Annotated in this window: 14 protein-coding genes; 9 read left to right on the top strand and 5 right to left on the bottom strand. The window is 65.2% G+C overall.

Annotation, left to right across the window (positions count from 1 at the left end; genetic code table 11):
• Positions 1 to 82: 82 nt before the first annotated feature.
• The 5 genes from ABGB14_RS46915 to ABGB14_RS46895 all read right to left on the bottom strand — a co-directional run bounded on the left by ABGB14_RS46915 (position 83) and on the right by ABGB14_RS46895 (position 2,705).
• The gene (locus tag ABGB14_RS46915) at positions 83 to 757 is read right to left on the bottom strand and encodes a hypothetical protein (protein WP_347650377.1); all 675 of its coding nucleotides are present in this window, start codon (positions 755 to 757) and stop codon (positions 83 to 85) included.
• A gap of 361 nt (positions 758 to 1,118) precedes the next feature.
• Positions 1,119 to 1,934 carry an SAM-dependent methyltransferase gene (locus tag ABGB14_RS46910; protein ID WP_347650376.1) on the bottom strand — a complete coding sequence of 272 codons (816 nt, stop codon included), beginning with the start codon at positions 1,932 to 1,934 and terminating at the stop codon, positions 1,119 to 1,121.
• Positions 1,931 to 2,059 carry a hypothetical protein gene (locus tag ABGB14_RS46905; RefSeq protein WP_347650375.1) on the bottom strand — a complete coding sequence of 43 codons (129 nt, stop codon included), beginning with the start codon at positions 2,057 to 2,059 and terminating at the stop codon, positions 1,931 to 1,933. The genes ABGB14_RS46910 and ABGB14_RS46905 overlap by 4 nt, the downstream gene beginning before the upstream one ends.
• Entirely contained in the window at positions 2,056 to 2,358 is a 303-nt protein-coding gene (locus ABGB14_RS46900; protein WP_347650374.1) for a hypothetical protein, read from the bottom strand. Before ABGB14_RS46900 ends, ABGB14_RS46905 begins: the two co-directional genes overlap by 4 nt.
• A 101-nt stretch (positions 2,359 to 2,459) precedes the next feature.
• Positions 2,460 to 2,705, bottom strand: coding sequence for a hypothetical protein (locus ABGB14_RS46895; RefSeq protein ID WP_347650373.1), 246 nt, complete (start codon positions 2,703 to 2,705; stop codon positions 2,460 to 2,462).
• 63 nt (positions 2,706 to 2,768) lie between these two features.
• Here ABGB14_RS46895 and ABGB14_RS46890 point away from each other — a divergent pair, with 63 nt between their 5' ends.
• The 9 genes from ABGB14_RS46890 (at position 2,769) to ABGB14_RS46850 (ending at position 13,351) form a co-directional block, all read left to right on the top strand.
• Positions 2,769 to 3,962 carry a helix-turn-helix domain-containing protein gene (locus tag ABGB14_RS46890; protein WP_347650372.1) on the top strand — a complete coding sequence of 398 codons (1,194 nt, stop codon included), beginning with the start codon at positions 2,769 to 2,771 and terminating at the stop codon, positions 3,960 to 3,962.
• A gap of 448 nt (positions 3,963 to 4,410) precedes the next feature.
• A complete protein-coding gene (locus tag ABGB14_RS46885; RefSeq protein ID WP_347650371.1) occupies positions 4,411 to 5,220 on the top strand; it encodes a hypothetical protein in 810 nt (269 codons plus the stop codon).
• Between the two features lie 457 nt (positions 5,221 to 5,677).
• The gene (locus ABGB14_RS46880; protein ID WP_347650370.1) at positions 5,678 to 6,736 is read left to right on the top strand and encodes a DUF4192 domain-containing protein; all 1,059 of its coding nucleotides are present in this window, start codon (positions 5,678 to 5,680) and stop codon (positions 6,734 to 6,736) included.
• Between the two features lie 144 nt (positions 6,737 to 6,880).
• Entirely contained in the window at positions 6,881 to 7,411 is a 531-nt protein-coding gene (locus ABGB14_RS46875; protein ID WP_347650369.1) for a hypothetical protein, read from the top strand.
• 78 nt (positions 7,412 to 7,489) lie between these two features.
• Positions 7,490 to 8,512, top strand: coding sequence for a DUF932 domain-containing protein (locus ABGB14_RS46870; protein WP_347650368.1), 1,023 nt, complete (start codon positions 7,490 to 7,492; stop codon positions 8,510 to 8,512).
• 783 nt (positions 8,513 to 9,295) lie between these two features.
• Positions 9,296 to 11,941 (top strand): DNRLRE domain-containing protein, encoded by a 2,646-nt coding sequence (locus ABGB14_RS46865; RefSeq protein ID WP_347650367.1) that lies wholly within the window; start codon positions 9,296 to 9,298, stop codon positions 11,939 to 11,941.
• Positions 11,942 to 12,079: 138 nt separating this feature from the next.
• Complete coding sequence (locus ABGB14_RS46860; protein ID WP_347650366.1) at positions 12,080 to 12,349, top strand: hypothetical protein; 270 nt, start codon at positions 12,080 to 12,082, stop codon at positions 12,347 to 12,349.
• Between the two features lie 306 nt (positions 12,350 to 12,655).
• The gene (locus tag ABGB14_RS46855) at positions 12,656 to 12,844 is read left to right on the top strand and encodes a hypothetical protein (RefSeq protein ID WP_347650365.1); all 189 of its coding nucleotides are present in this window, start codon (positions 12,656 to 12,658) and stop codon (positions 12,842 to 12,844) included.
• A 21-nt stretch (positions 12,845 to 12,865) separates the two neighbouring features.
• Positions 12,866 to 13,351: a hypothetical protein gene (locus ABGB14_RS46850; RefSeq protein WP_347650364.1), complete on the top strand. Its 486-nt coding sequence runs from the start codon at positions 12,866 to 12,868 to the stop codon at positions 13,349 to 13,351.
• The last annotated feature ends 101 nt before the right edge of the window (positions 13,352 to 13,452 follow it).

The following is a 13,452-nucleotide window of genomic DNA, read 5'->3' as shown; positions in this document are numbered from 1 at the left end:
TGAGAAACATTGATCCGCTGATGGCGGACGATCACTCATCATGATTCCCACGCATCACCAGCCCGAGTACACCCAACCACGATCAGGCAAGTCCCCTGGCCTGCGGTTTCAGGTTGGCACGACCCCAGTCCACCGCGTAGACGAGCTGGTCTTTGATGCGCAGATGCCGCGGGCTGAGGTTGCCGTGCAGGAGCGTGTCGCCCTGCAGCGCGTCCAGGTCGAACCGCTGAAGCGCGGACATGAACAGATCCCGCCCGCGCAACCGGGTCGGGGCCTTGCTGAGCATGCGATTGGCCGTCGCCCACATGCTGGTGACCAGATCGACCACAGACCGGGCGCGCTCGTCCGGGCAGGGGGTGAGGATCTCGCCCAGCCGCTGCACGGTGTCCAGGACGAGTGGCACGTCCACCGCTTTCGGATCCGGTGACAGGTACACGTGGTCGGCGTTGTCGTTGATGAGCTCGTAGGCCAGCAGCATCCAGCCGTCGGCTGCCGTGGTCCACAGCAGGCGGGGCGCCGGCGCGTCCAGGGGCAGGCTCAGACTCGCTGATCGCTCCCGTTTGTAGAGCGGCAGATCCGGGCTGGCCAGCGGGGTGGCCCTGAGGAACACGTCCTGCTGCGCGCCATGCACGTGCAGGGCGAGACCTGGCCGGGAGGTGCTGATGGGCTGAATCCGGTCTATCGCTCCGGTGTGCGCTTGCACGATGAGGCTGCGGACGGCGTGGGGCAGCTTGTCCAGTTCGGCAAGGTCGCGCACAGTGACCTCCAGGGGTCGAGAAGATGCTGTTGGCTGTCTCGCACCCCAGGGAGAGGAACTGGCTCGTCCCTGGGGTGCGAGACAGGGGGTGCGACACGGGCCACCGCCTGTGCCTTTGGGCGGTGCTGCGGCTGCACCGCGTCGCCGGGAGGGTCATTCAGATCATCCATACGAGAAGTGCAGGATCGTTGCCCGCGCGCAGGGGCGCGTGCCCGGCTACGTCTTGCTTGTTCACCCGAACACACCTCCCGGAGGAAGCTTGAGGAGACGATCATGCACGGGCGCTGGGGTAGCGCGGCCACGGCAGCGTCTGGCCGACGTCGATGTCGTACTTCGGAAGCGCTCGAAACCTCAGGACTGGTCACAGCTTCCGGCCCACCGCGCACAGGCCGAATCGGTCGTCAGCCCTCGCGTTGATCATGCCTTCGGTCGGCCGCCACTGATCCAGAAAGACCAGCCCATGCTGGATCAGCTCGAAGCCGTCGAAGAACCGCTGGATCTGCTCCGTCGTCCGCGGCACGACCGAAGCACTGGCCTTGCGGTGCGCGTACTCTTCGGCACCTGCTCGCGCGACACCGTCCGGGTCGTCCCACAGATGGGACAAGATCAGATAGCTGCCCGGCGCCATCCGGTCGCGCACTGCCTCCACCAGCTTCTCCGGGCGGTCCTCGTCGGTCAGCAGATGCAGCATGGCTACCGTGAGGAACGCGGTTGGCTGGGAGAGGTCGATGTGCGCACGCAGGCCGGGGTGGTCCAGGATGTTCTTCGGGTCACGCAGGTCAGCCTCGATCGCGATCACGTCAGACCTGATGCCGGCCAACAGGGCGCGGGCATGGACCAGCACGATCGGATCGTTATCGACGTACGCCACGCGAGCGTCTGGGATGGTCCGCTGCGCGACCTCATGCACGTTCGGCGACGTGGGGACGCCTGTGCCCAGATCGACGAATTGCCGGATGCCGGCTTCGACGACCGCTTCCGTTGCCCGAACCAGGAAGGTTCGATTCGCACGTGCTGTGGTGCGAGCGTTCGGAGCCACTTTCATGACCTGCTCGGCCAGCTCCCGGTCTGCGGCGAAATTGTCCTTGCCGTCCAGGAAGTAGTCATACACCCGGGCGATGCTGGGCGTGTTCGGGTCCACACCTGACGAGAGCGATGGGGTGCGGTCATCAGTCATCGAGGGTCTCGTGCGTTTGTGTCGGTTGCGAGGGTGCCGTTCTTCTCGTCAAGACGGGCACAGAGCGCTGGGCGATCCGCCAGAAGGATGTCCTGATCTGCGGCGGTCTCGTCGTGCTCGGTCATGATGACCTCCTGATCGAGGGCGAGCGTGGTAGTGCGGTTGTTGAACTGGTCGGCCAGCTGGTGCGGAAGAGGTGCACGATCGACTGCTGGCGGGCCAGGGCAGACGACAGTGCGTAGACGTCCGGCCCTCGTATGACCTCAGCCACCCCGGCCTGTCGCATGGGTTCGGTCGTGGCGATCCGCAACCGTGCCTCCCAGCATTCGCAGCCGGACCCGTCTCTTCCGCGGACGATCTCCCAGCCGGGGTACGTGCGTCGCAGCGCGGACAGTTGCCGGTGCGCGAGGGTGGTCGCGTTCATGTGTGGATCTCCCGCATCAGCATGGGTGAGGACCTGCCTTTCTGATCAAGGGGGCACACCGGGGAGCCTGCTCGGCGGCGCATTGCGTGTACCGGCGTTGGTTACGGCGACTTGCTTTGCTCCTGCTCTGTGAGGAGGTCGACGAGGCCCATGGCGGTGGTGGCGCGGAGATAGGACGCCAGGCTGGTGTTCCGTTCGGCGCCGATGGGGCAGGAGCGGCGCGCGGCCCACCAGAGGCCGGTGTCGCTTCTCCACACACGCCACGCGGGGAACTTCTGCTCGAGTTCGATGGCGACCGCATCGTCACCGAGCGCTACTGTTCGGTCGCCGGAATCAGCCTGTGTCACGCTAGACAGAGTCATACTGAAGACCGAGACGAGCTTTCAAAGGGTCTGAAAGCGGGTGTGGGCGTGACCGAGACGATCGGAGTCCGGGTCGCCGGACTGCGCAAGCTACGCGGATACAGCCAACGTGGCCTCGCCACACGCGCGCATGTTTCCTACAGCCTGCTCACCAAGGTGGAATCAGGGCACGCGCCCGCCAGCCCAGCCTTCATTGGCGCGGTGGCGCGGGCTTTGAAAGTTGATGTTCCACGCATCACCGGTCAGCCCTACCAGGAGCCCGTGAGCCAGGGGCAGCGGCTCCAGGCCGTCGTCGAGCCGTTGCGTCGGGCCCTGCTCACTCAGGATCTTCCGCCGGAGGAGGCGCCGGAGCCGCGGTCCTTGGCGGAGCTTCGCAAGGACGTCGAGGAAGCTTCGCAACTGGGCCGGCAGGCTCGTTACCTGCGGCTCGGGGAGATGCTGCCTTCCCTGCTGGAAGAGCTGTCCATCGCCATCCACCACAGCGACGATCCCCGCCTGCATGCGCTGATGGCCGAGGCGTACGGGGGCGTGTCCGCGCTCGCCCACATGCTCGGATACCAGGACATGCGCGGCATCGTGCTGGAGCGGATCGAGCGTGAGGCGCAGCTGAGCCGTGATCCACTGCGGGTCGCGCGTACGCGCTGGTCGCGTGGAGTGTCTCTGCTCGCGGTCGCCGCCTACGAGCAGGGGCTGCGGCTGATGGAGCAGACGCGGCGTGGCCTCGGCGACGACCCCGAGCGGATGGAGCCTGCCGCTGCGGCGCTGTACGGGTCGTTGCATCTGAGATCGTCCGTGTTGGCGGCGCGCTCCGGTGACGCGGACCTGTCGGATGAGCATCTGCGGCTGGCCGGGCAGGCCGCGCAGTCGCTGGCCGGTGATTCCACGAACTACTACGGGCTGGAGTTCAGGCCGTCCAATGTCGCGCTGCACGCGGTGTCGGCGGCCGTGGAACTGGAGGACGGGGCCAAGGCGATCGAGCGGGCGTTGCCGCTGTACAAGGCTTTCCCGGTGGACCTGCCGCCGGTGCGTGCCGGGCATCACTGGATCGACGTGGCCCGTGGTTGGTACTACCACGGCGATCGGGGGCAGGCGTTCGACGCGCTGCGGCGGGCTCGGTCGGCCGCACCGCAGCAGGTGCGGAACCATCCGATGGTCCGGGAGCTTGTGCAGACGATGGCGAGCACGGGAGCGCGGCCAAGCGAGGACCTACGGCGCTTCGCGGCCTGGCTAGGCCTGGTCTGAACACACGTCGGTACTGGCCCAGGAGCCGATAACTCGGCCACTCGGATGACCAGTCGTAGGCCAATGGGCGGCCGCTTGAGAGTGGCTGCCCAGGAGGTTGGTACAGCCCCAGTCCACAGGGGCGCAGGGCCAGCCAGTCGCCGCCCCGACTCATGTGGACGTAGCCCTTCTCTTCAGAAGGCGGGTGGGGCGCCGGCTACGCGGTGAATCACTCAGCAATTCTTTGAATCATATTCCCTCGCCTAGTGATTAATTCTCTCTCTTGAAGTCAACGCCGGTATTTCTGGTTGAATTCCCCTCTGCTCGGCGATGGTGGATCGCCATTTATTGTGCCAAGAATAATGGTAAAGAATCGCCGGATGTCGTTGATCGGGGCTCCGTTTCGAGATGTAATTGAAGAGTTCGAAGGTGGTCGCGCAACAGTGCGCAGCAGAAACGGAGACAAGAAATGTCGTACGCAGCTTCTGGAAAGAGCGTTCCGGCCAACGTTCCCGGGGAGAGCCTCGCGCCCGAGGATATGGCGCGGGTGGCGTCGGAGGACTGGGCGGAAATCCAGCGGCTGGCGCGCGGTTACTGCCGCACGGTGGACGCCACGCGATCCCGTAAGCGCATGGACGGAAGCGCCACGATCGTCAAGCAGGGGCACGCGCCGTACGGCACGGACGACGTTTCGGATGACGTCACCCAAGATGCGGTGCTGCTCTTCGCCCAGAAACTTCGCGACATCTCTACGTCGTGCCGCAAGGCTCCCGACAGCACGACGGATGCCCCCGCGTGGGTCTACGTCCGGCGCGACGGGGGCGAGATGACGGTCTCGCGTACGACGCTGCACCGGTGGGCCGTCCGGGATGCCGCCGCGCGGAACGGCTACCGGGTTGATGTGCCTCCGACCGAGGTCGACGCCACGCCTGGCGCGCAGCTCATGCGACCGGTGCCGCACGTGGAGAGTGCCACACGGGCGGCTGAGGCGTTCTGCCTGGCTCAGAACAGTGCCGTCATTTTCCGGCAGGCGTTCGGAGATGGCGGTGACTTCCCGACCCTGCGAGCGATGATGAAGATCGCGGGGCAAGCCGATGATCTGGGGCGGGCGGGGGTTCTGGGCAAGGTCGCTCAGGAACGATACGGCGGTGCTTACGGTTCCCGCCGGGCTGTGATCCGGACGCGTGACACCGCACGGGCCGAGTGGCAGGAACTGTCCGAGCGCATTGACGATGCCAGGGACACGCTCAGGTACGAGGGCGAAATGACGCAGGAGTAACCTGTCGAGCATAAGAAAAGGGCGCCAGAGATATTCTGGCGCCCTTTTCTTATGCTCTTGCTAACTGTGGTGCCCTGAGCGAAGAATTCCCCGAAAGGAGTCGAGTAGCGGACGGTTGGGCGGGCGCGGTGGCCGTATTTGAGTGAGGGGAGATTCGCCGGTGTGCGCCCGGCACGATCGGTGTTCCTCGGCCATACGGTTCCTGGGCAAACGCCTGCCGTTCTGTTTGGCGCCACGCGAAAGGAAATCATCGAGCGCGGACGGTTGAGCCGTTTCGTCAACCGTATTTAAGTGAGAGCAACTTCGCGACATTGCAGCGTCGCGAGCGTGTCCGAGATGCTCGGCAATCTCGCTTACCCGTCTCTTCACGCGCGCGCGGCAGCGTCCACATCGCGCTGCGCTGACGTCCCATCCGCCCGGCCATCTGCCGGGATTTCTCATGTCTGGAGGCTTTTCCATGAGCGCTGCATCCGAGCTCACCAACACCGTCACGATCAAGAAGCTGGCCGACGTGGTCGCCACCGTGCCGTTCCTGCTCGGCTTCCACCCCTCACAGAGTCTCGTGGCGGTGGGTATCGACGACGCGAAGGTGAAGGGCGTCGTACGCCTGGACCTGACGCAGGACCCTGCCGAGATGGCAGCGCGGACGAGCCATCTGGCGAACGTGCTGGCGGGCAACGGTCTCCACCATGCGCTGCTGGTCGGCTACGGAGCCGGTCCGCAGGTCACTCCCATGATGGATGCCGCCATGGAAGCCCTGCCCGGGAACGGGGTCGCCCTCTGTGAGGCGATACGCGTTGATGAGGGGCGTTACTGGTCCTACATGTGCTCGGATGTCAGGTGCTGCCCTCCGGAGGGGGTACCGGTCGATCCCTCCAGTAGCGTGCCCGCCGCTGCCGCCGTGGTGGCCGGGATGCGCGCGCTTCCCGACAAGGCGGCCCTTGCTGCAACCCTGGAGCCGCCCCAGAATCTCGATCAGGACCGCGCAGAGAAGATCACGCGGGAGGTCTGCGCCCAGGCCAAGAAGGAGAGCAGTCCGGGCGATGACTGGTTCGGCGACGGCGTGAAGCGGGTCGTGGCTGCGCTGGATCAGGTCCAGGCTGGAGGACACCTTGACGCCGAGACGGTGGCCTGGCTCGGCGTGTGCCTGACCGCCAAGCCCGTACGCGACATGGCGATGACGTATGTGGTGGAGTACGACACAGAGACGCATGTGCGCTTGTGGACCGAGGTCGTCCGCAAGGTTCAGCCCGCGTTCGTCGCCGCTCCCGCGACGCTGCTGGCGTTCGCCGCGATGTGCCGGGGCGACGGGCCGCTGGCGAGCGTCGCGCTCGACCGGGCTCTGTCGGTCACGTCTCACTACACGCTCGCGCTCCTGCTCGTCGAGGCGCTCATGGTGGGTCTGTCGCCATCCGAGGTGCTAGGGCGGGACTGGAGCCAGATGGCCGACGACATCATCGCGCAGGTACGAGAGCGACCCTCCGCTGCCTGGCCACTGCTCCCCGAGGGCTGGTGATCGCCCTGTCAGCGATCTGAGCCGCCTTCCCAACGCGATACCCCACACAACCAACCCGCCGCCGTGCCCCGGAAAGGGCGCGGCGGCGAGCCTTTTCACGATCAATCGAACGTGCCCTGACGTGCCGGAACGAAAGGATTCCCGATGGACGGCTGCGACGTGAACGACCTCGTACCCGAGATCGCCAGGCATCTGCACGGCTACAGCCCAGAGACCCTCTGGGGGACGCCGTACCTGATGGGACCGGACGGCGCGCGCCTGGCCGTACACCAGCTGATGGGCCGGACAGAGTGGATCGTGGTCACGGGGCTCTACCCCGTCGAGTCCTCTGACCTACGGCGTCACTCGATCATCGTGGTGGCCACGCGCAGGCCGAAGCATATTGCCAAGAAGATCACCCGCCGGCTCCTGCCGAAGTACGTACGCGATCTCAAGCAGCAGCAGGCCAGAACAGCCAAACACACCGCGCGAACCGATCTGGTGGAGACCCTGCTCGCTCTGCTGCCCGGGCACGCCGTCACCGCTGCCGAGCAGGAAGCCGCCGTCCGGTGGCGACTCGGGTCCATGTACGGAGTCTTCGAGGTCCGCGACCACGCCACCAGCATCGAGATCCGCAACGCGGACCGCGAGCTCGCCGAACGCGTCGCGTACGCGATCAACCAGCGCGCCACCTGAGCGCACCAAGACACATCCGACGGGCACCGGTTCCGGCCGGTGCCTTTCCGTTTCTCCTGGTCAGAGAGGAAACGCATCATGTCCCGTGAATCCCTGGAGTGGCTGAACACCAACACGCTGATCGGCCACACCGACAAACGCGGCAGCGCCTGGCACTACCGGGCCAGCATGCAGGGAGAGGAACCCAACCACTACCCGGGCCCGATTCCGGTCGACGACGTCAAACGGCGCCTGTTCGGCTGGCAGGCGCTGTCGAGCCCGGTGTACGTGGAGGATCCGCGCGGAGGGCTCGCCCAGGTCCCCGGACGGCAGGCGATCCTGCGCAGCGACAACGGCCACGTCATGGGGATTTTCTCCGACGGTTATGAGCCGCATCCGTACGTGGAATGGCTCGTCGGCAACATCTCCCGCCTGCTGGACGCGGACCTGTCGATCGGGTCGGCCGGACTGCTCAGGGGCGGCGCGGTCGCCTGGGTGTCGGTCGAAGTGCCCGACAACATCCACACCCCTGAGGGGGTGGAGTTCCGCCCGCACCTGTTCGGGGCGACGTCCTTCGACGGGTCCCTGTCCACCACCTTCAAACGCGCCATCACGAACATCGTGTGCGACAACACGATGGCCGCCGGGCTTGCCGAACGCGGCCAGCAGATCAAGATCAAGCACTCACGGCACTCGAAGTTCCGGCTGACCGAGGCACGCCAGGCTCTGAACATCGTCTACACCCTGGCCGACGAGTTCTCACGCGCCGTCGCAGACCTGTGCCGGATCCCGGTCACCCGGTGGCAGTGGAATGCCTTCCTGGACGCCCACGTCCCGATGCCCGCCTCACCGGGACGCAGCCGGACCATGGCCGAGAACAAACGCGACTCTCTGACCAGACTCTGGAACCACGACCTTCGGGTATCGCCCTGGCAGGGGACGGCCTGGGGAGTGGTCCAGGCGGTCAACACCTACACCCACCACGAGCAGCACGTACGCGGTGCCGACCGTGCGGAGCGCAACATGCTGCGCGCGGTGACCGGAGGCATCGACGATCTCGATCGCGACACTCTGCGCACCCTGTCCGCAGCTCTGAACCGGCCGCTCACATTCGCCGGTTGATGACACCCGACCTGGTACGGCTCCTGACCTCGCTACGCGGGGCGGGATGCCTGCCAGCCGAGAGGAGAACACCTGGTGGTGGGGACAACTGATGGCTGCGAACGCGGGCGTGCCGCTCGTGCCCGGCGTGGCAGGCCGCGGCCGAGAGAGAGACGGCTGAGAAGCACAGAAATGCGTGCACTCCGCATTCGGCGAACCCGGTCCCCCGCGGATGGCACGATACGGGCTGTCGGCCAGCGTCCGTAGGATTCGGCGCGCGATCTCTCGGTACCTACGCCCAGCCAAGCAGCCTCCGCGCCTAGCGCCACGCCGGAACCTTCTGGAAGTTTTGAAGCCCTTCCCGGCACTTTCGGCCGTTCATGAGACGGCTGGACTGAAGTTGACGGGATCCCGTCTGATCATCGGGAACGGGTGGGATCTCGTCCTTTCAGGGTTTCCGGGTGCGGCGCCATTGGCCGAGGAGGTGGTCGTTGGCGATGGCGCACCCGGGTACGGATCGACTGCGCGGACGGCTGGACTTCCTTGGTCAACTCCTTCGGCGTCCGTCACGGGCGCACCAGCCCGACCATCGCCGGCGATCTCCAGCGGATAGTTGTTCGGCACGGCAACTCCTCCTCCGGTGAACGGCAGAATCCTGGAGCGGCGCATCTCAGGTCCTACATGGTGAGCGTGGCCGGCGCTCCCAGATAGGTCACTCAACGTGATCGAAAGACCATCTTGAGGTGGGGAAATTTTACTGTTACTTTCAGGCTGTTTTGCTGATCATCGTCAGATCGGAGCTGCATGCGCAAGGTCCCGTTACGCACGGTATTAGCCGGACTCCTGATGACACCCCTCGCCATCTTCCCCATCGCAACCAGCGCCCAAGCGAGCCCGCTGACAAGCCTTTCTGCGCAGCGTGGACCAGTCGAGCTTCTCGGGGCAGCCACCGAAACCACACGCTACTGGCGATACCCTGACGGCCACATCACTACGGAAATCTGGCCGAGGCCCGTCCGCGTCAAGAAGAACAACGCCTGGACATGGATCGACACCTCCCTGTCGCATCAGGATTCCGCCATCAGACCCAAGGCCATAAAGGGTGACCTGACACTTCCGCCGGGCGGGAACGCTGAGCCCTCAACCGTTCTCGCTCTCACGCCTGAGCGCTCTCTCAGTTTGTCGTGGCCCAACAAGCTTCCGGAACCGACGCTGCAAGGCAGTCGGGCCACCTATGCTGATGCCGCCGGGCCGGGTACCGATCTCGTGGTCACCGCACTGGCCACCGGCTTCCGCTATGACGTGGTCCTGCGTAAGCGCCCCTCAAAGGCTGTCGAGCTCAAGATCCCTGTGAAGGGCGATGGCTTGAAGCTACGCGAGGCGTCCGATGGCCGCGTACGTGTGACCGATGGCGACGGCAGGGACATCGCGATCGCCTCGAAACCGACGCTGCGCAGCAGCAAAGCGACGAAGACGCTCGGCGCGGTGGACGTTACGGTGGTTACCTCCAACGGGCGCCAGACGCTGGTGATCAAGCCCGATAAGGAGTATGCCGCAGATCCGGCCACTAGCTATCCAATCACCGTGCAGTCCGCCTTCAGCGTCATCCCGAGTGCCGACGCGGACGTCTGGAGCGTGTTTCCCGACACGCCTAACGGCGACGGCTCCACCCTTCTGGCGGGCACTCAGTCGGACGGCAGCGCCTCACGGGCCTACCTCAAGTTCAACACCGCTCCCCTCATCGGGCAGCAGATCTCCAACGTCACCCTTTCGCTGCTCAATATCGATGGTCCCAGTTGCGGCTCCACGGTAGGGGACGGCATCCAGGTTCGCCGTGTCACAAGCCGGTGGGACCCGGCCACGGTTACATGGCAGGCGCAGCCGACCAACACCACCGAGAACGCCGTCACCAACAGAAGCAGCGTTGGGGGATCCTGCGACCCAACGTCGATGAACTGGGACATCACCGCCATGGCCCGTCAATGGGCGGGAGACGCTGGTAACTATGGCGTGGTGCTGATGTCGCCCACTGAGCGTGCCAGCACTAACTACCGGGTCTTCCCGTCATCCGAGGACACCGACTTCAACGACCCTCCCAAGCTGACCGCGACGTTCGGGCCAGGCGGAGATGCCACCACCCTTTATCCAGCAGGCCCGGACGGCGTCGAGGTCATCCAGGCCCCCGCAACGTGGGGCGATGACATCCCGCAACTTGCCGAGCCCCAAGCGCATGCGCTCAGCTCGGCGATCGACCGGACGGAGGCCAATGGCGACGTGCTGGCCCAGCCATACGTGGACATGGTCGGCGGCCAAGTCATCGTCCCCGCCGCCACTGCTGACGGGCACGCCGTCGGCTCCGCGCCCCTTTCAGGTACCGCTTACCTCGATCTCGGAGGAGTCGACTGGACCATTCCAGGCGACTTCACCGATGGTGACACGGACGAGGACTCCGAGGGGGTGATAGGCCCGGGGGAGGACTACACTTTCATCCCGCAGGTGCCGGACGTGTCCGCAAGCTACTCCCGCCAGACGGCAGTCGCGCGTGAGATCATGAACCTGACCAACGCGGACCTTCCCGGAGCAGACAATCTCGTGGAGGCCCGGATCTGGGCAGAACGCAACCAGGTCCTGATCAAGACGAACGCAGTATCCTCCGGACTGAGACTGGCTCTGGCCCAGCGTTACGGCACCAACGCCATCGTGCTCCACCTGGATCCAAACGCCACCGCGATGCGGCTCACGGCCGGCACGGACAGCCGCGCCAACGACAACGATGGCTATATCAATGGCAGCGGTGCGTACGTGACGGAATACGGTGACCGATGCACCATGGGCTTCGCCTGGAAGATCCCCGCGGGCAAGAGGTTGGTGACCGCGGGACATTGCATGCCAGCCGCCTACAGCTCCGTCCGGGTCAGCAACGACGGCACGCGCTTCTACGGGCAACGCGTGCTCACCACCTACGAGTACGGCAAGGGCACCGTGCCGCTCCCGGGCCAGAACAAGTGGCTGGGCGACACAGCGCTGGTGACTACGGACGCGTCCGTGGCGGTACCAACCGCATCTATCTTCACCGGGAACGAAACGTCGCGGACCAGAAGGCCCGTGAAGAGCAGTTGGAGTCGGCGCTCCGCTCACAACGACCTGTACTGTGTCGGCGGACGTGAAACGGGCCAGCACTGCAACTGGCGGGTCGACAACCCCGACACCTGGAGGAAGACGGACGGTGGGACGACCGACAACATCGTTGTCGGGAAACGATCAGGCGACTGTGTGGAGGGCGGCGACTCGGGTGGGCCGGTCTACACCTTCCGCAGTGATGGATCGGTGGTGGCCAAGGGCGTTCTGGCCGCAGGGAGCAGCCCTGTGATCGGCGATTGCGTGATGGCATTCACTGATATCACTACCATCCGCGAGGCGTACGGTGGCGACGTGTTGAAGCGCAAGTAAGGCAGGCTCTCTCCTTCCATGGTGACTTCTCGACCCCTGATGCTCGCGCTCGCGTGCACAACTTTGATCACAACAGGATGTGCCGCGCCCACGTGGCAGGACGTACGCGTCGCGACCCTGTCGCCGGACGGTAGAACGTTGACCGTCGAGCTGACCTTCGGTGCGCCCGACGAGACCGGTCGGCCGTGCGAGCGGGTGACGGACACTGAGGTGGCTGAATCGCCTTCTCATGTCGTCGTCGGGGTTGAAGTGGATGCTTCCTGCCGCCGTAGCTGGCCCTGGGAGGAGGAGATGAGCAACATGGTCGGACGGGCTCATTACGTGGAGCTAAAACTGACGGAGCCGCTGGGCGAACGGACCGTCGTCAACACGAGCAATGAGCCCGTCACGGTCAGCCAGGAGCGGTGAGACGGGTCACCTACGTCTCACCCTCCATGGCGCTTTTCTCGCCCGGAGTAGCAGCGCCGTACTTCCCCCGCGTAACGAGGTTGGGTCATGCCCAAGAAATGTGCAGCCCTTCGCTCGAAGCGCTGCAATTCAATGTGTGACCCGGAGAACACTTGGATGTGTTGACAACCCCTGTCAGCCTATCCCCGTCGCTGCCTGCTCTTCATCTGGCTCGGCTTCTTCGGCATCGGCTGATAAGGTCCCCGAGTCGCCCTACACCGCCGAATCGGTGCCGCCGGACCACACCGGATTCGCCCCAGTCTGGCTATGGCCGTCAACCAGATGCCGGTCATCCTGGCGCCACTCGTGCCCGGCTCGCTCACGAATTTGACCGGCAGCTTCGCGCCCGCCTGGGCGCTGCTCGCCACGCTGACCGCTGTCACCCTGACGACGACACAGCTCAGCCATACTCGTGAACGCCCCCTGAAACGCCCTGGTTCAGTAGGGGTGCCATGAGTGAGCAGGGCCGGAGGGGACATGAACGAGGCGACTGCCCATCTGCTGTTCGACGCGGTGGAGCGCATGGAGAAGAACATCATGGCGCGGGAGTGTCCGGCGATCGTCGCTATGCAGGGCGCGACCAAGCTCGTCCTGAGTGATTACGACTACCTGCGTGACACCGAGACGGCGGAGGCATTCGAGGCCAGGGCGGCAGAGAAGGCTCAGGAGATCGACGCCGTTCGCTGGGTGCTGGCTGTTCCGCAGGTGTGGCTCTTCGAGCCTCCTGACACGATCACCACGCGGGCCGTCTCCAACCATCCCTTGCGGGAAAGGGAGCAGGAGGCGATCACGTGGATGAGCTTCGATCGGGGAGACGGCGTGGACTACGGGCGAGTGGTGTACGTACGCCGCCCGAGCGGGGAGCCCGTCTTTGAAGAGCCGGAGATGTTCGAAGTGGGTGTCAGGCCGGAGGAGACCATGCCGGGCTTTGTTCTGCTGCAGCGGTGCCTGGCCGATGAGTGAGGGCCGGCTCCGAGGAGCCGACCCTCGACCGACTCGAATCTGTTGTTCGAAGGCAGACTGAAACGGTCACGGTGAGCTTATCGCCTGTCACCGGGGCTGTC

The organism is Nonomuraea sp. B10E15 (assembly GCF_039871615.1).
Taxonomy (GTDB): Bacteria; Actinomycetota; Actinomycetes; order Streptosporangiales; family Streptosporangiaceae; genus Nonomuraea.
Note: the sequence above shows the minus strand (reverse complement) of the source record. Positions and strands in the feature narration are given on the sequence as shown.

Bases quoted from the DNA above. Each gene is read 5' to 3' on its own strand.
- ABGB14_RS46850 (WP_347650364.1), top strand. From the start codon at position 12,866: ATGAACGAGGCGACTGCCCATCTGCTGTTCGACGCGGTGGAGCGCATG.
- ABGB14_RS46880 (WP_347650370.1), top strand. From the start codon at position 5,678: ATGAGCGCTGCATCCGAGCTCACCAACACCGTCACGATCAAGAAGCTG.
- ABGB14_RS46855 (WP_347650365.1), top strand. From the start codon at position 12,656: ATGGCCGTCAACCAGATGCCGGTCATCCTGGCGCCACTCGTGCCCGGC.
- ABGB14_RS46885 (WP_347650371.1), top strand. From the start codon at position 4,411: ATGTCGTACGCAGCTTCTGGAAAGAGCGTTCCGGCCAACGTTCCCGGG.
- ABGB14_RS46865 (WP_347650367.1), top strand. From the start codon at position 9,296: ATGCGCAAGGTCCCGTTACGCACGGTATTAGCCGGACTCCTGATGACA.
- ABGB14_RS46875 (WP_347650369.1), top strand. From the start codon at position 6,881: ATGGACGGCTGCGACGTGAACGACCTCGTACCCGAGATCGCCAGGCAT.
- ABGB14_RS46900 (WP_347650374.1), bottom strand. From the start codon at position 2,358: ATGAACGCGACCACCCTCGCGCACCGGCAACTGTCCGCGCTGCGACGC.
- ABGB14_RS46870 (WP_347650368.1), top strand. From the start codon at position 7,490: ATGTCCCGTGAATCCCTGGAGTGGCTGAACACCAACACGCTGATCGGC.
- ABGB14_RS46910 (WP_347650376.1), bottom strand. From the start codon at position 1,934: ATGACTGATGACCGCACCCCATCGCTCTCGTCAGGTGTGGACCCGAAC.
- ABGB14_RS46905 (WP_347650375.1), bottom strand. From the start codon at position 2,059: ATGACCGAGCACGACGAGACCGCCGCAGATCAGGACATCCTTCTGGCG.